The following is a 22662-nucleotide window of genomic DNA, read 5'->3' as shown; positions in this document are numbered from 1 at the left end:
TGATCAGCCTCCGAGATAGGTTGCGAGCAGCTCGTCGCGCTGTAGCAGGACGGACGGTTCGCCCGACCAGACGAAGGCGCCGTTGTCGAGCAGGTGAATGCGGTCGGCGATGTCGGCGACGCGCGCCGGATTCTCCTCGACCAGCAGGATGGTGCGGCCGCTCGCCTTCAGCCGCGCGATCACCTCGTAAATCTGCTCGATGATGATCGGGGCGAGGCCGAGCGTCGGTTCGTCGATCAGCATCACCGTGCCCTTCATCATCAGGCCGCGGCCGATGCCGACCATGCGCCGCTCGCCGCCGGAGAGGCTGGCAGCGATTTGGGTCTGCCGCTCGGCGAGCTTGGGCAACAGCGTGAAGACTTCATCGAGACGCCGGGCCACCGCCGCCTGATCGGAATCGAGATAGGCGCCCATCAGGAGATTTTCGAGCACGCTCATCCCGGCGAACAAGAGATCGCCCTGCGGCACGTGGATCACGCCGCCCGCCGCGACGCGATGCGCCGGCAGGCCCGAGATCACGCGGCCATTCAGCGACACCGAGCCCTTGCGCACCGGCAGCAGGCCGGAGATCGCGCGCAGCAGGGTGGTCTTGCCGTGCCCGTTCGGGCCGACGACGGTGACGAGCTCGCCCGCATTCAGCGACAGCGACACGCCGGTCAGGACGTTGCGGCCGTCATAGCCGTCACTAGCCCGTTGACGACGAGACAGGGGGCGCTCGACGGTTCAGCCATGGGCGCTCAGCTCCGGCTGCTTGACGAAGAAGGCCTTGAGCCTGTTGGTCGCGGCCTTGCCGAGATAGGTCTCGACCACCGTCGGATCATCGGCGACCGCCGAGGGCGCGCCTTCGAAGATCGATCTGCCGTGGTGCATGATCACCACGCGCGTCGACAGCGAGAGCAGGAAGCGCATGACGTGCTCGATCAGCAGGATCGCGATCCCCGATGCCGACAGCCGTTTCACGACGTCGGCGATGCGATCGACCTCCGACGGGCTGAGGCCGCCGACCGGCTCGTCGAGCAGCAGCAGTTGCGGCGAGGTCGCAACCGCGCCTGCGATCATCAAGAGCTTGCGGTCGAGCACGGGCAGGTCGCGCGCGATGCGCCGCCGGCCGGAGAGGCCGACGAGATCGAGCGCCGCAGCAGCGCGTTGCCGGGCGGCCCGGCTGATCGCAAAGCCCGGGAAGCGGCTGTTGGTGTCGCCGAAATGGGCGGCAACCTCGATATTCTCCTCGACCGAGAGGCTGTCGAACGCTGCGTTGAGCTGGAATGTGCGGGCGATGCCGGCGCGGCACACCTCGTGCGCCGCAAGCCCGGTGATATCGCGCCCCGCAAACTGGATGCGGCCATCGGTGATCGGCGTGACGGCGGTGACGACATCGAAGAATGTCGTCTTGCCGGCGCCGTTCGGTCCGCCGAGCCCGACCACCTCGCCGGGGCGAACGGTCAACGACAGACCATCCACCGCACGGAGCGAACCGAAGGTCTTGGTCACGCCCTCGCAGACGAGCAGCGGGCCGTTCGTCTGGTCAGGGGAGGTCACCGCGTTAGCCTCTTACGCCTTGATCCATGGCGGCAGCTTCATCGTGTCGGTTGCATAGAGCGCGGGCGCGATCAGCTTGGGATCGGTGCGGTAGTCCTGGTGCTGCAGGAACTGGTGCGCCATGCCGAGCGACGGGTCCTTGATCTGGGTCGGATAGCAGAAGGCGGACTGGCCCTTCGGGTCGGCGTGGTAGATGCCGTTGACGCCGCGATAGATCAGCCGCTTCATCGCTTCCGAGATCTTGCGGGTCTGCTCCTTGTTGCTGGGCTCGCTGGCGCCGCCGGCGATCGCCGCCGACAGCGCGTAGTGCCAGAGCCCGTCATAGGTCTGCGATCCCGTGATGAAGGCGGCGTTGGCGCCGAACTTCTCGCGATAGGTCTTGCGATAGGCCGCGGAGAATTCGTCGGGCAGGCAGCCGATCACGGTGGAGTAGAGCACGCCGTTGATGGCTTCCTTGCCGATCTCGCGGAAGGCCGGAAGCGACGGTCCGTATTGCATGTAGACCAGGCTCTGGGTCGGCTCGGGCAGGAACTGGGTCATGAACTGCGCCAGATCCTGCGGCAGGAAGTGCGTCACCGCGATCGCGGCCGGCGGGTCCTGGCGCAGCTTGGCGAGCGTCGGTCCCCATTGGTTGGTCGGGAAGGGCACGGTCTCGTAGAGCCCGAGCTCGAAACCGAATTCCTTGACGCGGTCGCGGATCGCGTTGGCGATCACGATTGAATATTCGTTCGCCGAGGGGATGATCGCGATCTTGCGGTTCGGCGGGTTCCACTGCTTGTTGTCGATCAGCGATTTCAGGAACAGCAGGAAGCCGGGGCCGTAGTAGAACTCCGGCGGATCACCCTGGAAGCAGGAGTAATAGCGCTGCGGGTCGCTGAGGAATTTGGTGTTGTGCGAGATCAGCGTGTTGTAGTGCACGAAGATGACGTCGTTGTCGGCGGCGACGTCCATCTCCACCATGTTGGTGCCGACATTGTAACCATTGATGATCGCGCTCGCCGAGTGACGGTCGATCAGGCGCTGCATTGCCTGGGTCACGATATCGGCGCCCATCTCCTTGGTGTCTTCGATCGCGATCTGGATCGGACGTCCCAAAATGCCGCCGGCGGCGTTGATCTCTTCGGCGGCGAGCGTGAGGCCGTTCTTGAACTCGATGCCGTCAGCGGCGGCAAAGCCGGACATCGGCAATGCCGAGCCCACCTTGACTGGACCGCCTGCGGCACGGGCTTCCTTGTTCAGGCTCGCCAGCATTGCAATCGAGCCAGCGCCGGCGGCAACACCGCCGAGAAGTGAACGTCGGTCAAGCATGATCGTCAGTACCCTCTCGTCTACGGCGCGGCCAATCCGACGCCTCTCTCTAAAGCAGGAGATGCACGGCTGCGGCGATTGCGCGAAGCGGCTACTGCATGAGCCGCTGTTGCACGAACCGTGCCATGGCATCTGGCAATTGCGTCCACCAATCTCATCGTCAGCGCACTGCAGGTAGCCGGCCCACGAGTGCCGCGGCCGCATCGATCACCGCGGCCTGATGCGGCTGCAACTCGTTGCCGCCCCACGCGGCCATCAATGGCTCCCAGGGATCAGCGATATCAGTCTTGATGCCGGACAACTCCTCGAGCACCGCGAGCCCGCAATAGGGCGCGTACATTTCCGAGTAGCCGCCCTCATGCGTCATCAGGATGCGGCCGTTGCACAACGTCTTGGCAGCGGCGCGCAGCATGCGCGTCATCTCGCGATACGCCGCCGACGACAGCATCATGCGGCCGAGCGGATCGACGCCCGACGCATCGAAGCCCGACGCCACCACGATCATGTCGGGTACGAAGCGATGCAGTGCGGGCAGCACGACGCGTTCGAACGCGCTGCGATAGGCGCCGATGCCCGAGCCGGGCGGCAGCGGTACATTGATGTTGTAGCCATCGCCTGCACCGTCGCCGTTCTCGGCAAGTGAACCGGAGTTTGCCGGGAACAGATTGTCCTGGTGCAGCGAGATCGTCAGCACGCTGGGGTCTTCGTAGAACACCGCCTGGGTGCCGTTGCCGTGATGCACGTCCCAGTCGACAACGGCGACGCGCGACACCTGGCCGGTGGCCTGCAGATGACGGATCGCGATGCTTGCGTTGGCGAACAGGCAAAATCCCATGCCGAGCTCCGGCCGCGCATGATGTCCCGGCGGGCGGATCAGCGCATAGGCGGTCTCGACCGCGCCCGATGCGACCGCATCGGCAGCAGTGATGGCGCCACCGGCCGCGAGCAGCGCGATCTCGTAGCTGCCGGCGCCAAGCGGCGTCAGGTGGCTGGCATCGCCGCCGCCGGCGTCGCTGAGGCGCTTGATATGGGCGATATGGTCAGCGGTGTGGACGCGGGCGAGCTCTGCCACCGTCGCTGCGCGCGGCTTGATCTGCACGAGATGATCGAGCAGGCCGCTGACTTCGACCAGATTGCGGAAGCGGCGCTTGGTCTCCGGATTCTCCGCATGAGTTCCGGGCTGGATCGTTAGTCCCGGTGGAAATACCTGGGCCCAGTTGCCGGTGTTGTGCCACATGTAAAGTTCATGGCAGACGAACCCAGTAGCCATGCGAGCAATCCCCTGTCCTGGCGCCGACCTCGTGTTGATCTATTCGACTGCGCTGATCGCCTCGTCGAACGTGTCCGCGATCTTGTCGGCGTGTTCGGTCGTGAAGGTCAGCGGCGGGGAGATGATGAACGTGTCGGCCAGGTTGCGGATCAGGACGCCCTTGGCGACGCAGCGCTCCCAGATCCGCTGGCCGAAATTCTCCGCCAGATCGAACGGCCGCTTGGTCTCGGGATCGGCGACCATCTCGATGCCGAGCATCAGCCCCTTGCCGCGCACGTCGCCCATATTGGGATGGCGCTTCTGGATGTCCTTCAATCGTGCCAGCAGATAGGCGCCGACCTTGCCGGCATTGGCCGGCAACTCCTCCTGCTCGACGATGCGCAAATTGGCGATCGCGGCGGCGCAGGCGAGGGGATGGCCGGCATAGGTGTTGCCGTGCATGAACGCGCGTGGCGTGAATTGCGACTTGTCGTCGGACTGGAAGGCGGCCGCGACCTTCGCGTTGATCAAGGTGGCACCGAGCGGGATGTAACCGCTGTTGATGCCCTTGGCGAACACCATGATGTCGGGATTGACGCCCCAGGCGCGGCTGCCGAACATGCTGCCGGAGCGGCCGAAGCCGGTGACGACCTCGTCGGCGATCAGGAGCACGCCGTGGCGGTCGCAGACCTCGCGCAGCAGTGGCCAGAAATTCGCAGGCGGCACGATCACGCCACCGGCACCCTGCACCGGCTCGGCCATGAAGGCCGCGACACTGCCAGCGCCCTGATAGACGATCTCGCGCTCGAGCAATTCGGCGCAGAGGCGGCCGAGCGCCTCCGGGTCCGACGTGAACGGGTTGCGGTAGACGTGCGGCGTCTCGACCTGGAAGAAGCCGGGCAGCAGCGGCGTGAACTGCTCCTTGTAGACATTGACGCCGCCGGCCGACAGCGCGCCCAGCGTCACGCCATGATAGGCGCCGCGCAGCGAGATGATCTTGGTGCGCAGCGGTTCGCCGGCGAGCCGCCAATATTGCTTGGCGAGTTTGATCGCGGCCTCGTTGGCCTCCGAGCCGCCGGACGAGAAAAACGCGCGGACCATGCCTTCCGGCGCGGCCAGCCGGCAGAGCTCGTCCGCCAGCGCCACCGACGGGCTGTTGGTGGTGTTGCCGAAGGTCGAATAGAAGCTGAGACGATCGAGCTGTTCGATGATCGCCTGTTTGATCTCGGGGCGGCCATGCCCGACATTGACGTTCCAGAGCCCGGCCTGTCCGTCGAGATAGCGGCTGCCCTGGCCGTCCGAGACGTAGACACCGTCACCGCCCTCGATGCAGATCGGCGGGTTCTCGGCGAGGAAGTTGGCATTGGCGAAGGGGTAGACGACGTGACGAGTCAGCGTGTCGTTGTTTCGAGCAGCTGCTGCGGTCATTTTCTCGTTCCTCTCGACATTTGTTTCCCCAGGGGACCCCGGTTCTCATTGCCGCAAGGATAAACACAGGCGAGAAAATTGGTCAAATGACCAATTTTGTGCAACATGCAAATTTGTGCGGCACGAGATAGACAATCGTCATGCGCACTGGAGATACGGATGACAATCGCAGGACGTGAGCAGGTCGGCGCCAAGAACGAACCCAAGGGCGAACGAACGCGGCGCCAGATCATCGAGGGAGCCTTGCAGGCGCTCGGGACCGGCGGCGTCGCTGCGACGACGACGCGCGACATCGCGGCCGGCGCCGGCGTTCGCCTCGCCACGCTGCACTATCATTTCGAGAGCAAGAGCGCGCTGCTGCTGGCGGTGCTCGAACACCTGATCGATGAGACGACCGCGGCGCTGCGCGAGGAAACCGGCGATACTGCGGACATCGCGAGCTGCATCCGCGAAGCCCTGCGCGCCGGCTGGCGCTATCTCGAGCGAACGCTCGAGCTGCAGATCGTGCAGTATGAGCTGACGCTGTACGCGCTCCGGCGCGACGACGCGGCCGGGCTCGCAACCTATCAGTATGACGCCTATGTCAAGGTCTATCAGGACATCCTGCAAGGCGTTGCCGTACGAACCGGCGAGCTCGATGCGGCGGGATGCGCCGATGTCGCACGCTTCATGCTGGCCGGCATCGACGGGTTGCTGTTGCAGGAGCTGGCGAAGCCCAACAAGGCCCGGTCATCACGCGCGATCGAGACGCTGATCGTGGCGACACAGGGGTTCGCAAGCGGGTTGTCGAACGACCGCAAGACGCCGAAAGCGGGGAAGCGCGTGACGCGGGGATGAGCGTTGATGCCTCGCGGCTTCGTAGCTTCGTAGGATGGTAGAGCGAAGCGAACCCATCGCGCCGGTGCAAGTCTTGAGATGATGGGTTTCGCTGCGCTCTACCATCCTACGAGCGCTACGCAGTTGAAGCGTTCACTCAAACAAAAAGGCGCCCGTCTCCGGGCGCCTTTCGCATTTCACGGTGCCGTAGATCTTACAGCGAGTAGTACATCTCGAACTCGACCGGGTGCGGGGTCATTTCGAAACGGGCGACTTCGGTCATCTTCAGCTCGATATAGGCGTCGATGAAGTCGTCGTCGAACACGCCGCCGTTCTTGAGGAAGGCGCGGTCCTTGTCGAGGTTCTCGAGCGCCTCGCGGAGCGAGCCGCACACGGTCGGGATCTGCTTCAGCTCTTCCTTGGGCAGATCGTAGAGGTCCTTGTCCATCGCCGGACCCGGATCGATCTTGTTCTTGATGCCGTCGAGGCCGGCCATCAGCATCGCGGCGAAGCCGAGATAGGGATTGGCCATCGGGTCGGGGAAACGCACCTCGACGCGCTTGGCCTTCGGATTCGCGGTGTAGGGGATGCGGCAGGACGCCGAGCGGTTGCGCGCCGAGTAGGCGAGCAGCACCGGAGCCTCATAGCCCGGGACCAGACGCTTGTAGGAGTTGGTAGACGGGTTGGTGAAGGCGTTGATCGCCTTGGCGTGCTTGATGATGCCGCCGATGTAATGCAGGCAGGTCTCCGACAGGTCGGCGTACTTGTTGCCGGCGAACACCGGCTTGCCGTCCTTCCAGATCGACTGGTGGACGTGCATGCCCGAGCCGTTGTCACCATAGACCGGCTTCGGCATGAAGGTGGCGGTCTTGCCGTAGATGTGGGCGACCTGGTGGATGCAGTATTTGTAGATCTGCATCTGGTCGGCCATCAGCGTCAGCGTGTCGAACTTCATGCCGAGCTCGTGCTGGGCCGAAGCGACTTCGTGGTGATGCTTCTCGACCTTGACGCCCATCTTGCTCATCGCGCCGAGCATTTCGGAGCGCATGTCCTGCACCGAATCCTGCGGCGGCACCGGGAAGTAGCCGGCCTTGGTGCGGATGCGGTGGCCGAGGTTGCCGCCCTCATATTCGGTGGCCGAGTTGATCGGCAGCTCGGAGGAATCGAGGCGGAAGCCGGTGTTGTAGGGCTCGGCCGAATAGCGCACGTCGTCGAACACGAAGAACTCGGCCTCGGGGCCGACGAACACGGTGTCGCCAACGCCCTGCGACTTCACCATCGCCTCGGCCTTCTTGGCGATGCCGCGCGGGTCGCGGTTGTAGGGCTCGCCGGTCGTCGGCTCGAGCACGTCGCAAACGATGACCATGGTGGTCTCGGCGAAGAACGGATCGATCGTCGCGGTGAGCGGGTCGGGCATCAGGCACATGTCGGATTCATTGATCGCCTTCCAGCCGGCAATCGAGGAGCCGTCGAACATCTGGCCTTCGGCAAAGGTGTCCTCTTCGATCATGCCGACGTCGAAGGTCACGTGCTGCCATTTGCCGCGCGGATCGGTGAAGCGCAGGTCGACGTATTTGACGTCGTTGTCCTTGATCGATTTCAGGACGTCTTTGGCGGTCTTCATGAATACCCCTTTTGGATTTGCGGGCCGGTTTCCAGCGGTGAGCGACGTTATTCTCGCTTTTGGCGAGTTCGTGTGACTGCTCAAACGAAATCAGGCTGCCGAAGCAGCCCTTTTTCTCTTTTGCGTCAGAAATTCCCGGATAGCACCGGGCTCAAATAGCGTCCAGCCCGGATTCGCCGGTCCGGATGCGGATCGCCTCCTCGATGTTGGAGACGAAGATCTTGCCATCGCCGATGCGCCCGGTCTGGGCGGCGCGGCGGATCGCGTCGATCGCCTTGTCGACCAGATCGTCGCCGATCACGATCTCGATCTTCACCTTGGGCAGGAAGTCGACGATGTATTCCGCACCGCGATAGAGTTCGGCATGGCCCTTCTGGCGGCCAAATCCCTTGGCCTCGGTCACGGTGATGCCTTGCAGTCCGACTTCCTGGAGCGCTTCTTTCACCTCGTCGAGCTTGAAGGGCTTGATGATGGCTTCAATCTTCTTCACTGAGCGCCTCCCGGGCATTGCAGATTGCAGGGTCGAGTTCGATGCGCGTGGGGCGCAGTCTTGGTTGGTCTTAAGCCTTCCGGCGCCGGGCCGGAAACACGCGCAATGGTCGCATGGAGCGGCATTGCGCGCGGCTTCCTCAAAAGCAGGGTCTATGCCAAGTTGTGAAGGCCCCCGATTTCGGAATGTTATCAGCCTTTTAACGGGCAGTCGGCTGATATCGAACCACATGGGCTATGATATCCAAGCCTAACAAATAGGCAAATAGATCAATCCATATGCAGTCGGCCAGTAGAAACCGCGCGAACGTCACAGGAACTGCCTCTCGAAAAGGCGAAGCGATTGAGGATTCGGCATGGACGTTCTGACCACCACCGAGATGGAGCGTGCCGACCGGCTGACCATCGCGGCCGGCACGCCGGGCTTCGCGTTGATGATGAGCGCAGGCCAGGCGGTCGCTGAAGCTGCGATGGAGCTGGTCGAGGAGGGGCCGATCGTCGTGGTCGCCGGCCGCGGCAACAATGGCGGCGACGGCTTTGTCGCCGCCGCCGAGCTCGCCGCACGCGGCCGCGAGGTCTCGGTGATCCTGCTCTGCGAACGCGACAGCCTGCAGGGCGACGCGGCGCTCGCGGCGAAGGGCTGGAAATTTCCGGTGCTGCCGTTCAACCCGCAGGCGCTCGGCAGGCCTTCGCTGATCATCGACGCGCTGTTCGGCGCCGGCCTCAATCGCCCGGTGAAGGGCGATCCGCTGGAGATGATCACGGCGATCAACGCCAACGGTACGCCGGTGTTGGCGGTTGACCTGCCGAGCGGCATCAACGGTACGTCAGGCGCTGTCATGGGTGCGGCCGTGCAGGCCACCGAGACCGTCACCTTCTTCCGCAGGAAGCCGGCGCATCTGTTGCTGCCGGGCCGGATGTATTGCGGCCGGGTCCGTGTCGCCGATATCGGGATCGCGGCGCAGGTGCTCGACGAGATCAAGCCGCTGACCGCGGAGAATGTGCCGCAGGCCTGGCGCTGGTCGTTTCCGGTGCCGCGGATCGACGGCCACAAATATGCACGCGGACACGCCGTCGTGGTGTCCGGCGATCTCGCCTCGACCGGGGCGGCACGGCTTGCCGCGCGCGCGGCGCTGCGCGCCGGCGCCGGCCTCGTGACGCTGGCCTCGCCGCGCGACGCGCTGGCCGTCAACGCCGCGGCGGTGACCGCGGTGATGGTGCGCGCGGTCGACAATCCGATCCAGTTCACCGAATTGCTCGATGACAAGCGGCTCAACGCCTGCGTGATCGGACCCGGCGCCGGCGTCAGCGCGCGCACCCGCGACTTCGTCCACACCGCGCTGTCGGCACAGCGGCATCTGGTGCTCGATGCCGACGCGCTGACGAGCTTTGCCGGCGCGCCGGACCGGCTGTTCGAGGCGATCAAGGCCGCCGATGGCCTCGGGGTGGTGCTCACCCCGCATGAGGGCGAGTTTCCGCGGCTGTTCAGCGACATCTCCAACAAGCATCCCGGCCGCTCCAAGCTCGAGCGCGTGCGCGCGGCGGCCGAGCGTTCCGGCGCGGTGGTGCTGCTGAAAGGCGCCGATACGGTGATCGCCTCTCCCGACGGCCGCGCCACCATCGCCGCCAATGCGCCGCCCTGGCTCGCCACCGCCGGTGCCGGCGACGTGCTCGCCGGCATCATCGCGGGCTTCCTGGCGCAGGGCGTCGCGGCCTTCGAGGCGGCCAGCATCGGCGTGTGGTTGCACGGCGAGAGTGCCAGCGAGGCGGGCCCCGGCCTGATCGCGGAGGATCTCACCGAGGTGCTGCCGGCCGTGTTCCGCCGCCTCTATGACGAGTTCGGGATTGAGTATTAGGCAACTCGCGCTCGCCGACATGGACGCCGCTGCGCGCGTGCATCGCGCGGCGTTCGATCACGCGCTGCCGTGGCTCGCGGGCCTGCATACGCCCGACGAAGACCGCTGGTTTTACCGCGAGCGGATGTTTGCCACTTGCACGCTGTGGGGCGCCTTCGACGGCGCGGCGATGAGCGGCGTAATCGGGTTCCACGACGACTGGATCGAGCAGCTCTATGTGCTGCCGGCCGCGCAGGGGCGCGGCATTGGCGGCGCGCTGCTGGACATCGCGAGGCAGGGCGCTGACCGCCTGCAACTCTGGACCTTCCAGCGCAATGTGCGGGCGCGCCGCTTCTACGAGGCACGCGGCTTTGCGGTGGTCGAGGAGACCGACGGCAACCGCAACGAGGAGAAGGAGCCGGACGTGCGTTATCTCTGGACGCGCGGGCCGGCGGGTGAGTGACATTGATCGTATTGACTGACCGCCGGCAGGTCCCGGACGGGACGGAGTTTACGGTGAGGCGAAAGATCATCTGGCAATCCGCCACCTTTTGAGCACTTAATGCCTGTACCGACGAGCGAATGTACCCTTGAGCCTCGAAGCTGCGTGGTACGGACCGGAGCAACATGACGAGTCCCTGCCGCGTCCTCATGATCTATCCGAAGTTCGTTCCGGACTCGTTCTGGAACTATACGGAGGCTTGCGAACTGGTCGGCGCGAAGTATCCGGCGGCGCCACTCGGACTGATCACCGTCGCCGCGATGCTGCCGAAGCATTGGGAGATTCGTCTCGTCAACCGTAACACCGAGCCTTCGACCGACGCGGACCTCGACTGGGCTGATCTCGTCATGCTCGGCGGTATGCTCAACCAGCAGCCTGATTTTCTCCACCTGATCGATCTCGCCCACCGGCACGGCAAGCCGGTATGTGTCGGCGGGCCTGACGTCTCCTCCAGCCCGCACCTCTACGCGGCTGCGGACTTCCAGGTGATCGGCGAGGCCGAACATATCATCGCGGAATTCATCGCCGCCTGGGAACGCGGCGAGCGCAAGGGCGTGTTCACCGCCGAGAAATTCAAGATCGACGTCACGGTAAGCCCGATGCCGCGCTACGATCTGATCAAGTTCGATCATTATCTCTTCATTGGCGTGCAATATTCGCGTGGCTGCCCGTTCACCTGCGAGTTCTGCGATATTATCGAGCTGTATGGTCGCGTGCCGCGGACCAAGACCCCCGATCAGATTCTCGCGGAGCTACAAGCGCTCTACGATCATGGCTATCGTGGGCATGTCGATTTCGTCGACGACAATTTCATCGGCAACAAGAAAAACCTCCGCATCCTGCTGCCGCGGCTCAAGGCCTGGCTGGAAGAGCGCGACTATCCGTTCGAGTTCTCGACCGAAGCCTCGATCAATATCGCTGATGACAGCGAGCTGTTGCAGGCAATGAAGGACGCGAACTTCTTCGGAATTTTCGTCGGCATTGAGAGCCCGGATCCGGAGACCCTCGTGCAGATGAAGAAAAAGCAGAACACCAGGCGCAACATCGCCGAGAGCGTTCATAAGATTTACGACTATGGAATGTTCGTCACCGCGGGTTTCATCGTCGGGTTCGATACCGAGAAAGTCTCGATGGCGCAGGCGATGATCGACTTCATCGAGGAGGCGAGCATTCCAGTCTGCATGGTTGGACTGCTCTATGCGCTGCCCGGCACACAGCTGACGCGGCGGCTGGCCCAGGAAGGCCGCCTGCACGAAGGCCATGATCTCATGAAGGTCGAGCAGGCCGGCGACCAATGCACGCTCGGCTGCAATTTCGACACCAAGCGTCCGCTTCGTGACATCCTTGTGGATTACAAGGCTGTGCTCGGGCACGTCTACAGCCCGGCGGCATATGCAGGACGGCTGTCGCGGCTTGCCGCCATGCTCGACCGGTCCGGCCGGCGCCGCGACCTGCCGAATGGCGACGTGCGCACAAAGCTTGGCGGCATCGAGGGCGTGCACAAGATCATGCGGACCCTGCCGGAGGTTCGCGAGCCGTTCTGGAAGACCTTCGTCGAGGTCGCCAAGTCCAATCCAGGCGCGCTGCGCTACATCGTGATGCTGATGGCGCTGTACTTGCACTTCGGGCCGTTCTCGAAGCACGTGATCGGTGAGATCGACCGCCGGATTGCCGAGTTGGATGCTGCGCCTCCGGTGAGGGTCACGGCGCTTGCGCAGTGAGTTGATCAAGGATGCCGTTTGATGGACGGCAGAGTTCGCTCGACTCTTGGGCGGCTGATGCAGCTCAGGCAACGTCGGTAGAGAGCGAAACGCTCTTCCACGCATCGAATTCGGTCTGCAGCAGTTTGATTTTTTCCTCGACCAGCCGCACGGCATCGCTGCCGAGCAGCAGATGCGCCGGCGGATCGGCCGACAAAGCGAGTTTCAGCATCGCCTGCGCGGCCTTTTGGGGATCGCCAACCTGCCTGCCACTCAGTTCCATGCGGCGTTTGCGGATTGGCTCGATGACGGCGTCATAGTCCCCGATCGATCGCGCCGCCCGTACCATCGATCGTCCGGCCCAGTCGGTGCGGAAGCCGCCCGGCTCGACCGCGGTGACCTTGATGCCGAGGTCTTTGACTTCCTTGCCGAGGGACTCGGATATCCCTTCCAGCGCGAACTTGCTGCCGTGATAGTAGCTGAGGCCGGGCATCGTGATGATCCCGCCCATCGATGTAATGTTGAGGATATGCCCGGCGCGTCGCATGCGCATGAAGGGCAGCACGGCCTGGATCATCGCCACCGCGCCGAACACGTTGACCTCGAACTGGCGTCGCAGATCGTCGATTGACGATTCCTCCAGAATGCCCTCGTGGCCATAGCCGGCATTGTTCACCAGAACGTCGATCGCGCCGATCCTGCTCTCGACGTCGGCGACCGCCGGCGCGATGGCTTTGGAGTTGGTGACGTCAAGGAGCACTGTGTGCGCGCCTTCGCCGAGCGCTTCGAACTTTTGCTTGTCGTTCTCGCTGCGCACGGTGCCGGCGACGGTATGGCCGTCACGCAATGCGGCCTCGGCCAGTGCGCGGCCGAAGCCGGACGAAACGCCCGTGATGAGGAAAGTCTTTGCCATGGGAGATGCCCTTCAGAACCAGATTGCGGGCTTGATATAGTCGGTTTGATTAATGCAATAATCGGCATAGAGTGACATGACCTGATGCAGGAAATCGAACAATGCAGCATGCCGGTCTTTTCGAGCTGAACGCGGTCGTTGCAATCTCGGCGCATCGCAGCTTTCGCGCAGCCGCGACGGAACTCGGCATTTCGCCCTCGGCGTTGAGCCATGCGATCGCCGGGCTGGAAAAGCGGCTTGGCGTGCGTCTCATCAATCGGACGACTCGCAGCGTCGCGCTGTCGGAAGCGGGAGAGCGTTTCCTCGCCAGGGTCAGTCCCGCGCTGCGCGAGATTGCCGGCGCGATGGAGGATGTGAACGAATTTCGCGACACGCCTGCGGGAACGCTGCGTATCAATCTGAAGGAGCGCGCCGCGCACCAGATCCTTCGCCCGGTTGTCGCAAAATTTCTGCGGCACTATCCTGACATGAACGTCGAATTGACCTTGGAAGGGCGTCCCATCGATATTGTCGCGGAAGGTTTTGATGCCGGCATCCGGCTGGCCGAAGCCGTGCCGCAGGACATGGTCGCGATTCCCTGCGGCCCGGAAACGCGCTTCATCGTCGTTGGCGCGCCCCAATATTTCGCACGCTCTTCAGTGCCGCGGTCTCCGCTTGATTTGCTCACCCATGAATGCATTCGCAGACGGATGCCGAGCGGCAAGCTTTATCACTGGGAGTTCGAAAAGCGCGGCGGCGAGCAGATGGTGCTGGATGTCCCGGGAAGGCTGACCCTCGACAATGACAGCTTGATGGTCGAAGCCGCCCTCGAAGGCGTGGGACTGGCGTTCGTGAGCGATTTCTGGGTAACCGGGCATCTCGCCGCCGGAACGTTGCGAGCCGTGCTGGACGCCTGGACGCCGCCATTTCCTGGCTTGCGTCTCTATTATCCGCGGCACCGGCACATGACGGCCGGGCTTCGCGCTTTCGTCGACATGATACGGGAGGAGACGAAGCTGGCCACCCGGATGGGCGGGGTTCATTCAACCTCAGCCAATCCATCGGGCGATCATCGCGAACGCGCTTGAGCTGTCGGGTGCCCTCGAGGCCGCTCGGGGCGATACTTTGCGAGAGGCCGCGCTACCCGACGTCTTTTCATTCCGCGGCTGATATCAGCGCGGATTGGTTCACCCGCGTCTCGCCCTTGAGGTTGTCCACGGTGACGTGCGTGTCGTACCAGGTCAGCCGTGGCCGGGCTCCGAACCGTTCAGTCAGCTCGGCGAGTTTGGCCTCGGTGAACCAGGCCTCGGCCGCCGCGCGGCTCTCCCACAAGTAAACACCGCCCGTGCCGGTCTCGCCGTTGAGATAGTCTTTGCGGATCAGCCCTGTTGTCGCGAGATTACGATAGATGGGCGCGCTGCCCATGCCGCCCTTGATGGCCTGTTCCTCGGTTCGCTTCGGGAGGTCGAATTGAACGATGACGATGCACTGTGCCATCCTGGTTCTCCGATCTGTCATACGGTGTCAGGTTCGTTCGGCGGCACGCCGATCAGCCGCGACCATACAAGATCGGCCGTACCCTTGTCCCGCATAGATCCAATCCCTCCGCATCCGGCGGGGCGGGGGAGAGGCTCGCCAAGTGCTCAACTCCCCCTGACACGAGACTTTTGGTGGACGCGTGGGGAGAGGCGGGCTAAAGCCCCACGACATTCCCTTGCATCCCGTGAATCCCGCTCGTGAGTGCCACGCAGAACAATTTCCTCGCTCAGGCGCTGCAACAAGGCGCAATGGCGTTGCGGGCGCGACAGTTTGCTCAGGCCGAGCAGATTGCCGCCAGCATCCTGAAATCCAATCGCACCGACAGGAACGCGGCGCTTTTGCTGGCGCATGCCCTGATGGGACAGGATCGGGGAGGCGAGGCGATCGCATCGCTGGAACGGATCGCGCGTCGCGGCGACGACGGCGAAGTCGAGACCCTGCTTGGCGCCCTGCTGTGCGGCGCCGGCCGCGCGGCCGACGGTATCGCGCAGCTTCGCCGCACCGTTGCGCGCCGCCCGCCTTATTTTCCGTCCTTCCAGGAACTCGCGGGTCAGCTCGTCAAGATCGGTCAACGCAGCGACGCCATCGGCATCGTCGAATCCGGCCTTGCGCTGGCGCCCGACAATGTCGACCTGAAGCTCAGCCTTGGACGCCTGTTTCACGAGAACGGCGAGCTCGCGAAGGCGCTGAACATCCTGACCAGCGCCCGCAACAGTGCGCCGGGACGGCCGGATGTCGTCAACGAACTTGGCCGGATCCTGATCCTGCACGGCGACTACACGGCTGCGGCCGATGCTTTCCGCCAGGTGCTCGCGCAGTATCCGGACGACCGCTCGGTCCGCGCCCACCTCGCCACTTGTCTTCTCGAGCAGGGCGAGCGCAATGCCGGTGAGGCGGCGCTGCGCTCGGTCACGCGTGGCCAGCCTCAACTGCTGGGCCGCGCGGCGTTCGTGATGGCGGCGTCATCGCATGGCCGCTTCTTCTTCGATCGGAGCGCGGCGGCGAAATTCCTCGGCGTGGAATCGAGCTGAGCGCTTTCTGCGAAGCGCTTCGCGGCGCCTCAGGCCCTGAAGTTTCTCCGGTAGAGATTGGGCGTTCGTCGGAGCTCAGCGCGGAATTCGTCGACGCGCTTGGCTTCGTCCGTCGTGAAGGACGAGGCCTGCGCGGTCCAGCTGTCGCGCTTGACCGGAATGCATTGCGCGATCGGAGTTCCCTTCGGGAGCACGCCCTTGAAATTCCGGTCGTGCCAATACGCCGGAAAGTGCACCCAGTTGTCGGCATAAAGGTCGGAATTGACCAGGCCGCTCAGCGTGGTGAACGGCAGGTCGAAGCGATTGACGGGATGCGTGAAGTAGACGGCGTAGCCTTCGGGGGCTTCGACGGTCCACAGATTGTGGAATTTGATGAAGAAGCGGCCCACTTCAAACAACGGCGTGCCGCTGACCTGACCCGGGTCGTGGAAGCCGATCGGCGAACGTGGAAATTCGGGCGTGCCTCCCGGCGGCAGGTCCTGGTCCCAGGTGATTTCTCCGTTGTCGACCCTGAGGTCGCAAACCAGCGGCAGCAGGAACCCGCAGGTCATCGCATCCACGAACGGCGGACAGCGCTTGATGGTGTCCTCGTCGTGCAGGTTGATCGAAGAGTAGGCGGTCGCCGGCATCGTCTTGAGCCAGTCGGGAACGCCCTGCGCTGCCGGCACGGGCGGCGGAATCAGTCCCTCAAGCTCCGTGGGACAGCGAAACTTGAGCGTCAGCTTGTTGGTGTTGGACATGGGGCGCTCCGATGCCCTGACGACCTACATGAATACGTCGGAAAGGTGAAGCGCACGATTGATCGCAAATCGGCTGTGTCACCGGCGTTCATGTGGCGCGAAGCGACGGCGCTCGTTCGATGGACGAAGGGGCCTGCTGGAGGTTTCGTTCCAGCAGGCCCGTCCGGAAAGCCGCTTCACACATGTCCCGATCATGCCGGACTACTGATCGGACACGGGTCGCCGGCTTTGCCTGTCGCGCCGATCAATGGACTCGCGAGGCGTAGACGACCTGCGGCCCGACATAGACGACCTGCGGCGGCGCATAGACCGTCGCGGCCGGGACATAGGCCGGCCAGGCGGCTGCCGCCGCGCCCATCGCAAGGCCCGCAGCCGCGCCAGCAGCAATGGCGCCTCCGTAGCAGCAGCCGTAGTATCCGCCACCCCGATATCCGCCGCCACGGTAGTAACCACCGTGCCAGTAGCCGCCGCGATAGGCGCCGTAGTGGAAGCCTTGACCGGCGCCAAATCGCCCGACCGCAGCGCCACCAACGGCGCCAAATCCTCTGAACACCGCAGCTTGTGCCGGCACGATTGCCGACGTTGCGGTGAACGCTGCGACTGTTGCCGCCAGGATCAGTTTACGTAGCATCTGACATCTCCATCATGACCGCTGCGGTCGATGCGTGCAGCGGGGTTGCGTCGATAACCAGAGCGCTGCGGGGTGTTGTTTGCTTCGGCTCTGCGAAGCGGATCACCTCGGGCGCTGGTCAGGCCTCGTCGCTATCATCGTGCTCAATCCGGGATGGTCACTCGCGTTACAATCGGACCCGAGGGCGCGGGATGCGGGAGTCACGAGTTCGTGTTGGTGTCGTGAGGCCAAGGGCCGCCGCGGGCCAAGCGCGCGTTTCGGCCTGGTCACGGACGCCGTGCCGCGCGATTTCAATCCTCATGCGCTACAATGGGGAATGGCAACGCTGGACGTCACGCGTCGGGTCCTGGAAGGTGCGCAATGGCTGGCGCCTGATGCCATCAAGCTTGCCCCCTTGCTGGCGGACCATGGAAAGCTGGTTCGTCGTCCGGCGGGAGCCTGGGTCCATGCCGAAGGCGATGAGGATACCGGACTGCTCGTCGTTGTGGACGGCGCGATCGATCTGTTTTGCCATGGGCTTGGCGAGCGGCACGTCCGCGTTGGGCTGGTTGGCCCGGGGGCTGCCGTGGGTCAGAGTGCGCGTTTCGGCGGCGGGCCTCGTCTGGTCACGGCCGCCGCCGCGACACCGTGCACAACGCTGGTCGTCTCGGACCGGGCGTTGGCACGAATCGCAGAACAAGCGCCGGAGATCTGGCGCGCCGTCGCCACACTGCTCTACGGCCAGCTGCGTTATGCGCTGAGGTTCGGTGCCGACATGTTGACGCTGCCTCCCACCCAGCGGGTCGCCGCGCGGCTCTCGGAAATCGCCGAGGTCACCGCCGGTCTTGACGCGTTGCCGCTCAGCCAGCAAGCGCTCGGGGAAATGACGGGACTGACACGCAAGACCGTCAATGCGGTTCTCCGCCGGCTGCAAGCCGACCAGGTGTTGCTCTGCGACTACCGACGAATCGAGATTCGAGACGTCGGGCGATTGCGCGATATCGCCCGCCTTCCGACGTGACGATTTCTTCCGATGTCGAGGCCGCAATGGGTAGAGCGCAGCGAAACCCATTATCTCACCGCGCCGAAAGAAAGTTGATGGGTATCGCGGAGTTTATCATCGGGCCGCGCGTTGCGCGGACCCGTTGGCTCCACCCATCCTCCGGTTTACGGCACCAGATATTTCGCGACCGCCGGCTCGTTCCATTCGATGCCGAGGCCGGGACCGCGGGCGGTCACCGCGCCATCCGTGATCTCGGCTGGCCTTGCGAGGATTGCGCCGGCGAAGTCGAGGAATTCGAGCCAGTGCGCGGTCGGCGTCACCGCGAGCAGATGCGCGCTGACTTCCGCGAACAGATGGCTCGACATCGGGATCGATACGGCATCGGCTTGTCCGGCGACCTGCATCCAGCCGGTGACGCCGCCGACCTTCATCACGTCGGGCATGATGAAGTCGGACGCGCCGGCCGCGATGGCCTCGGCGAAGCCGCGCGGAAACCACCAGTTCTCGCCGGCCTGGATCGGCGTCGGCGAGGTCTCGCGGACTTTTGCGTGACCGGAGAGGCTTTCCTGCGGCACCGGCTCCTCGATCCAGTGCAAATCGTACGGCGCAAGCCGCGCGATGCGTCGTGTGGCCTCCGCCGGATCGAGCGATTGGTTGAAGTCGAGCATCAGCGCGATGTCGGGGCCGAGCAGGGCGCGCACGCCCTTCACGACACGCTCGTCATTGGCGGCGTCGCCGTCGCCGCCCTTGATCTTGATACCCTTGAAGCCTTGATCGAGCGAGCGGCGCAGCGCGCGCTCGTCGGCAACGGGATCGACCGCGCCATAGCTGTCATAGGCCTTGACCGGCCTCGCCGAGCCGCCGAGCAGCTCGACCAGTGGGCGGCCGGCGAGCTGGCCGAGCACATCCCAATAGGCCATGTCGAGGCCCGACACGGCCATGCCGACCAGGCCCTGCGCGCCGAGCAGCCGGAATTTGGCGTCCATCGCCTTCATCAGGTCGAACGGTGCGACCGGCTTGCCGATCAGCTCGCGGCCGATCTCCTCGATCAGATAAACCAGTGGTTTAAGCGTCAGCCTGCTGTAGGCGAAGATGTAGGTGCGGCCGGTAACGCCTTGATCGGTCTCGACATCGATCAGGACCAGCGGGCCGGAATCGATCACGCCGAACGCGGTCTTCACGGGACGCTTGAGCGGCACCACGACGCTTCGTGCCTTCACTCCGCGAATCGCTGCAACTGTCTGGCTCATGAGCGTTTCCTCGTTCTTGTTATTGGACACTGTACCATCGGACGAGCCGCGGCGCGGCCCAGTCGGTCGCGACCTGCTCGATCAAATAGCGGCCGGGATATTCGGCGAGGAAGGCGATGCGCTGGGTCTGGCCCGGTTCGACCGCGAGCGTGTCGAGCCAGAACGGCTTCCAGCCGTCGTCGAGCCGGTCGAGCAGGCGGAAGTGATGGCCGTGCAGATGAAAGACGCTGGCGATCGCGCCGCGATTGGTCAGCGCCAGCACCACCGGCCGGCCGGCTTTGGCCTGAAAGGCCGGGGCGGCTGACGGTTTGAAATCGGCCGGCCGGAACCATTCGGTCGGCGTGCCCAATGCCAGATCGAACCGCGCCGCGCTCTTGAGGTCGAGCTGGGCGGGCATGTCATTGCCGGGAAGCGGCGGGGCAGGCGGGAACGGCGCCGGCCGGAGCGGCGGATCGTTCGAGATCGCGAGCCTGCCGACCGGGCGGGCCTGCTTGCCGTCGTGCAGCAGGATCGGGAAGCTGGTTCCCGGCGTCCCGGCCGCATCGACAAAGACATCGGTGCGGCTTCCGGGCGCCAGCACCAGCGCGCCGTTGCGGGCCGAAAACGGTTCGGCAGGCTGGCCGTCGATCGCCATTACCCGGACTTCGAGATTCTCCAGCTTGACCGCCAGCACGCCGCGTTGGCTGCCGTTGATAAAGCGGAGTCTGAGCCGGGCGTTGGCCGGGGCCGAGATGTCGTATGAGGTTTTTCCGTTAATCGTTTGAATCGCCAAGCTATCTTTCGGATCATCCCCCGGCGGGACTGCGCTCCCATCCCCCCGCAGGCGCCACTCCTCGATCAGCAAGACCTCGTCGCGATCGACCGCAACCGGCGAGGTGCCGGTCACGATCAGCGGCCGCGGCCGCGCCGGGGCCGTGCCGCCATCGCCGAGCAGCGGCTCGCACAGGAAGGTGCCGGCATGCCGAAGCGGGAGCTGGAAGGTATCCTTTGCTCCCGCGGCGAGGGGCGCCCGGGAGGCGAGAGGCTCCGCGGCCGGGACGCCGTCGAGCCCCCGGCAATCGAGCGCGGCCGGGGCCGGCAGGTCGTTGCCGAATGTCACGTCCAGCACCTCGCCGCGCCTGAAGCGGAGGTCGCCGCTGCCGAGCGACCAGACCGCCGTTTCCGGACCGTCAGGACGCAGCCGGATGTGGTCGGTTTTGGCCTGCAGCGCGACCGCTGTCCGGCCCTGCGCCGAGCCCGCGGTCGGCAGAGCGGGGCACAACGCCGCGGCGCCGAGGGCGGCCATCAGGTCGCGCCGGGTGAGGGAAAATTCGGGAGAGAATTCGGGACTTGTCATCCGGCCGATGCGGACCATTTTCAAGTGGACCTGTCCAGTCGCGATCGGTCGCAGGATGGGCTGCACAGCGGCCATTTTTTTGCTGCGAACCGGTGGACGCATGTTATAAGCCCGCCGCCCGCGGCACCGCGGCCGAATTGGATGCTTTTCTCGCGGGCGTGGCGGAACTGGTAGACGCGCTGGATTTAGGTTCCAGTGACGAAAGTTGTGGGGGTTCGAGTCCCTCCGCCCGCACCAAGCGCTTACAGCGTTTGCATGACGTTTCCTTGGAGAACCTTTGGCCCGAAGGGGTGACGGTTCGCCGAACCCACAGACGTTAGGCCGTCAGGCTCCGCGTCGAACAGATTGAACACTGCAACGGCCGCTCGGGCCGCGGCAAAAGCGGAAGAAGATTGATACCATGCAGGTCACCGAGACCCTCAACGAGGGACTGAAGCACGAATTCAAGATCAGCGTTCCGGCATCCGATCTCGATGCCAAGGCGGGCGCCAAGCTGGTCGACCTCAAGGACAAGGTCCGTCTCAACGGCTTCCGTCCCGGCAAGGTGCCGGTGGCGCATCTGAAGAAGATCTATGGCCGCTCGGTGATGGCCGAGACCATCGACCAGACCATCCGCGATACCAATACCGAGATCTTCACCGAGCGCGGCTTCCGCCTCGCCGGCGAGCCGAAGATCACGATGCCGACCGAGAAGGACGAGGTCGAGGAACTGCTGTCGGGCAAGACCGACCTGAACTACACGGTCGCGATCGAGGTGGTGCCGCAGATTGCGCTCGCCGATTTCAAGTCGTTCTCGGTCGAGAAGCCGGTGGTCGACGTCTCCGACGCCGACGTCGACGATGCCATCAAGCGCATCGCCGAAGGCAGCCGCCCGTACAATGCCAAGGCCGAGGGTGCGAAGGCGGAGAAGGGCGACCGCGTCACCATCAGCTTCAAGGGCACCATCAACGGTGAAGCCTTTGAGGGCGGCACCGGAGAAGGCATCCAGGTCCTGATCGGCGCCGGCCAGTTCATCCCGGGCTTCGAGGAACAGCTGATCGGCATCGGCACCAACGAGACCCGCACGCTGAAGGTCCCGTTCCCGAAGAACTACCTCAACGAAAAGCTCGCCGGTCAGCCGGCCGAGTTCGAGACCACCGCGACCCTGATCGAGGCGCCCGGTGAAACCACGATCGACGACGAGTTTGCCAAGACGCTTGGGCTCGAGTCGCTCGACAAGCTGAAGGAGGCCGCGCGCGAGCGCCTGACGGCCGAGTTCGCCGGCGCGACCCGCCAGAAGGTCAAGCGCGCGCTGCTCGACCGGCTCGACGAGAGCCACAAGTTCGAGGCGCCGCCGTCGTTGGTCGAGGAAGAGTTCAAGTTGATGTGGAACTCGATCAAGGCCGAGATGGACTCGTCCGGCAAGACTTTCGCCGACGAGAACACCACCGAGGAAGCGGCCAAGGAGGAGTACCACAAGATTGCCGACCGCCGCGTCCGCCTTGGCCTCGTGCTGTCTGAGATCGGCGAGAAGAACAAGATCACGGTGACCGACGACGAGGTGTCGCGGGCCGTGATCGAGCGCGCGCGCCAGATGCCCGGCCGCGAGAAGGAAGTCTGGGACTATTACCGCAGCAACGCCCAGGCGCTGGCCCAGCTCCGCGCCCCGATCTACGAGGACAAGGTCGTCGACTTCGTCCTCGAGCTCGCCACTGTGACCGAGAAGAAGGTCACCAAGGAAGAGCTGTTCAAGGATGAAGATGGCGAGAAAACTGCCGCTTAATTCTGGCAC

Annotated in this window: 21 protein-coding genes and 1 tRNA gene; 9 read left to right on the top strand and 13 right to left on the bottom strand. The window is 64.3% G+C overall.

All coding sequences use genetic code 11. The features are described 5' to 3' along the window. Nucleotides 1-3 precede the first annotated feature (3 nt). From HAP48_RS40950 to HAP48_RS40930, 5 genes are all read right to left on the bottom strand, one after another. A complete protein-coding gene (locus HAP48_RS40950) occupies nucleotides 4-651 on the bottom strand; it encodes an ABC transporter ATP-binding protein (RefSeq protein WP_224496805.1) in 648 nt (215 codons plus the stop codon). Between the two features lie 72 nt (nucleotides 652-723). Beyond that, nucleotides 724-1539, bottom strand: a complete 816-nt coding sequence (locus tag HAP48_RS40945; protein ID WP_166205449.1) for an ABC transporter ATP-binding protein — start codon at nucleotides 1537-1539, stop codon at nucleotides 724-726. 12 nt (nucleotides 1540-1551) lie between these two features. Next, entirely contained in the window at nucleotides 1552-2847 is a 1296-nt protein-coding gene (locus tag HAP48_RS40940) for an ABC transporter substrate-binding protein (protein WP_166205448.1), read from the bottom strand. 160 nt (nucleotides 2848-3007) lie between these two features. Beyond that, complete coding sequence (locus tag HAP48_RS40935) at nucleotides 3008-4117, bottom strand: class II histone deacetylase (RefSeq protein WP_166205447.1); 1110 nt, start codon at nucleotides 4115-4117, stop codon at nucleotides 3008-3010. A 39-nt stretch (nucleotides 4118-4156) separates the two neighbouring features. Beyond that, nucleotides 4157-5524 (bottom strand): aminotransferase class III-fold pyridoxal phosphate-dependent enzyme, encoded by a 1368-nt coding sequence (locus HAP48_RS40930; RefSeq protein ID WP_166205446.1) that lies wholly within the window; start codon nucleotides 5522-5524, stop codon nucleotides 4157-4159. 159 nt (nucleotides 5525-5683) lie between these two features. Here HAP48_RS40930 and HAP48_RS40925 point away from each other — a divergent pair, with 159 nt between their 5' ends. Continuing rightward, a complete protein-coding gene (locus HAP48_RS40925) occupies nucleotides 5684-6361 on the top strand; it encodes a TetR/AcrR family transcriptional regulator (RefSeq protein ID WP_166205445.1) in 678 nt (225 codons plus the stop codon). 193 nt (nucleotides 6362-6554) lie between these two features. On the opposite strand, the gene glnA is transcribed toward HAP48_RS40925, so the two are convergent. Together glnA and HAP48_RS40915 are read right to left on the bottom strand one after the other, a co-directional pair. After that, entirely contained in the window at nucleotides 6555-7964 is a 1410-nt protein-coding gene (gene glnA, locus HAP48_RS40920; protein ID WP_029082860.1) for a type I glutamate--ammonia ligase, read from the bottom strand. Nucleotides 7965-8115: 151 nt separating this feature from the next. Further along, a complete protein-coding gene (locus HAP48_RS40915) occupies nucleotides 8116-8454 on the bottom strand; it encodes a P-II family nitrogen regulator (RefSeq protein ID WP_166205444.1) in 339 nt (112 codons plus the stop codon). A gap of 355 nt (nucleotides 8455-8809) precedes the next feature. Here HAP48_RS40915 and HAP48_RS40910 point away from each other — a divergent pair, with 355 nt between their 5' ends. The 3 genes from HAP48_RS40910 to HAP48_RS40900 all read left to right on the top strand — a co-directional run bounded on the left by HAP48_RS40910 (nucleotide 8810) and on the right by HAP48_RS40900 (nucleotide 12511). Further along, a complete protein-coding gene (locus HAP48_RS40910) occupies nucleotides 8810-10309 on the top strand; it encodes an NAD(P)H-hydrate dehydratase (protein ID WP_166205443.1) in 1500 nt (499 codons plus the stop codon). Next, nucleotides 10284-10751 (top strand): GNAT family N-acetyltransferase, encoded by a 468-nt coding sequence (locus HAP48_RS40905; RefSeq protein WP_166205442.1) that lies wholly within the window; start codon nucleotides 10284-10286, stop codon nucleotides 10749-10751. Before HAP48_RS40910 ends, HAP48_RS40905 begins: the two co-directional genes overlap by 26 nt. Before the next feature lie 164 nt (nucleotides 10752-10915). After that, complete coding sequence (locus tag HAP48_RS40900) at nucleotides 10916-12511, top strand: B12-binding domain-containing radical SAM protein (RefSeq protein WP_166205441.1); 1596 nt, start codon at nucleotides 10916-10918, stop codon at nucleotides 12509-12511. A 64-nt stretch (nucleotides 12512-12575) separates the two neighbouring features. Here HAP48_RS40900 and HAP48_RS40895 read toward each other — a convergent pair whose 3' ends face one another. Further along, complete coding sequence (locus HAP48_RS40895) at nucleotides 12576-13403, bottom strand: oxidoreductase (protein ID WP_166205440.1); 828 nt, start codon at nucleotides 13401-13403, stop codon at nucleotides 12576-12578. Between the two features lie 101 nt (nucleotides 13404-13504). Between HAP48_RS40895 and HAP48_RS40890 the strand changes: the two genes are divergently transcribed. Further along, the gene (locus HAP48_RS40890; protein WP_166205439.1) at nucleotides 13505-14470 is read left to right on the top strand and encodes a LysR family transcriptional regulator; all 966 of its coding nucleotides are present in this window, start codon (nucleotides 13505-13507) and stop codon (nucleotides 14468-14470) included. 67 nt (nucleotides 14471-14537) lie between these two features. Here HAP48_RS40890 and HAP48_RS40885 read toward each other — a convergent pair whose 3' ends face one another. After that, nucleotides 14538-14879 carry a monooxygenase gene (locus HAP48_RS40885; protein WP_166205438.1) on the bottom strand — a complete coding sequence of 114 codons (342 nt, stop codon included), beginning with the start codon at nucleotides 14877-14879 and terminating at the stop codon, nucleotides 14538-14540. Nucleotides 14880-15169: 290 nt separating this feature from the next. Between HAP48_RS40885 and HAP48_RS40880 the strand changes: the two genes are divergently transcribed. Then, nucleotides 15170-15952 (top strand): tetratricopeptide repeat protein, encoded by a 783-nt coding sequence (locus HAP48_RS40880; protein ID WP_166215606.1) that lies wholly within the window; start codon nucleotides 15170-15172, stop codon nucleotides 15950-15952. A 29-nt stretch (nucleotides 15953-15981) separates the two neighbouring features. Here HAP48_RS40880 and HAP48_RS40875 read toward each other — a convergent pair whose 3' ends face one another. Then, complete coding sequence (locus tag HAP48_RS40875; protein ID WP_166205437.1) at nucleotides 15982-16692, bottom strand: hypothetical protein; 711 nt, start codon at nucleotides 16690-16692, stop codon at nucleotides 15982-15984. Between the two features lie 244 nt (nucleotides 16693-16936). Further along, complete coding sequence (locus HAP48_RS40870) at nucleotides 16937-17323, bottom strand: hypothetical protein (RefSeq protein WP_166205436.1); 387 nt, start codon at nucleotides 17321-17323, stop codon at nucleotides 16937-16939. A 316-nt stretch (nucleotides 17324-17639) separates the two neighbouring features. Here HAP48_RS40870 and HAP48_RS40865 point away from each other — a divergent pair, with 316 nt between their 5' ends. Further along, nucleotides 17640-18323: a Crp/Fnr family transcriptional regulator gene (locus HAP48_RS40865; RefSeq protein WP_166205435.1), complete on the top strand. Its 684-nt coding sequence runs from the start codon at nucleotides 17640-17642 to the stop codon at nucleotides 18321-18323. 146 nt (nucleotides 18324-18469) lie between these two features. On the opposite strand, the gene HAP48_RS40860 is transcribed toward HAP48_RS40865, so the two are convergent. After that, nucleotides 18470-19555, bottom strand: a complete 1086-nt coding sequence (locus HAP48_RS40860) for an enolase C-terminal domain-like protein (protein WP_166205434.1) — start codon at nucleotides 19553-19555, stop codon at nucleotides 18470-18472. Nucleotides 19556-19574: 19 nt separating this feature from the next. Beyond that, the gene (locus tag HAP48_RS40855; RefSeq protein ID WP_224496804.1) at nucleotides 19575-20891 is read right to left on the bottom strand and encodes a multicopper oxidase family protein; all 1317 of its coding nucleotides are present in this window, start codon (nucleotides 20889-20891) and stop codon (nucleotides 19575-19577) included. A 152-nt stretch (nucleotides 20892-21043) separates the two neighbouring features. Here HAP48_RS40855 and HAP48_RS40850 point away from each other — a divergent pair. Both HAP48_RS40850 and tig read left to right on the top strand, forming a co-directional pair. Next, nucleotides 21044-21128: transfer RNA gene (locus tag HAP48_RS40850), tRNA-Leu, on the top strand. Between the two features lie 163 nt (nucleotides 21129-21291). After that, the gene (gene tig, locus HAP48_RS40845; RefSeq protein WP_166205433.1) at nucleotides 21292-22653 is read left to right on the top strand and encodes a trigger factor; all 1362 of its coding nucleotides are present in this window, start codon (nucleotides 21292-21294) and stop codon (nucleotides 22651-22653) included. The last annotated feature ends 9 nt before the right edge of the window (nucleotides 22654-22662 follow it).

This window comes from Bradyrhizobium septentrionale (assembly GCF_011516645.4).
GTDB classification, from domain to species: domain Bacteria; phylum Pseudomonadota; class Alphaproteobacteria; order Rhizobiales; family Xanthobacteraceae; genus Bradyrhizobium; species Bradyrhizobium septentrionale.
This window is presented reverse-complemented; position numbering and strand designations above follow the sequence as displayed.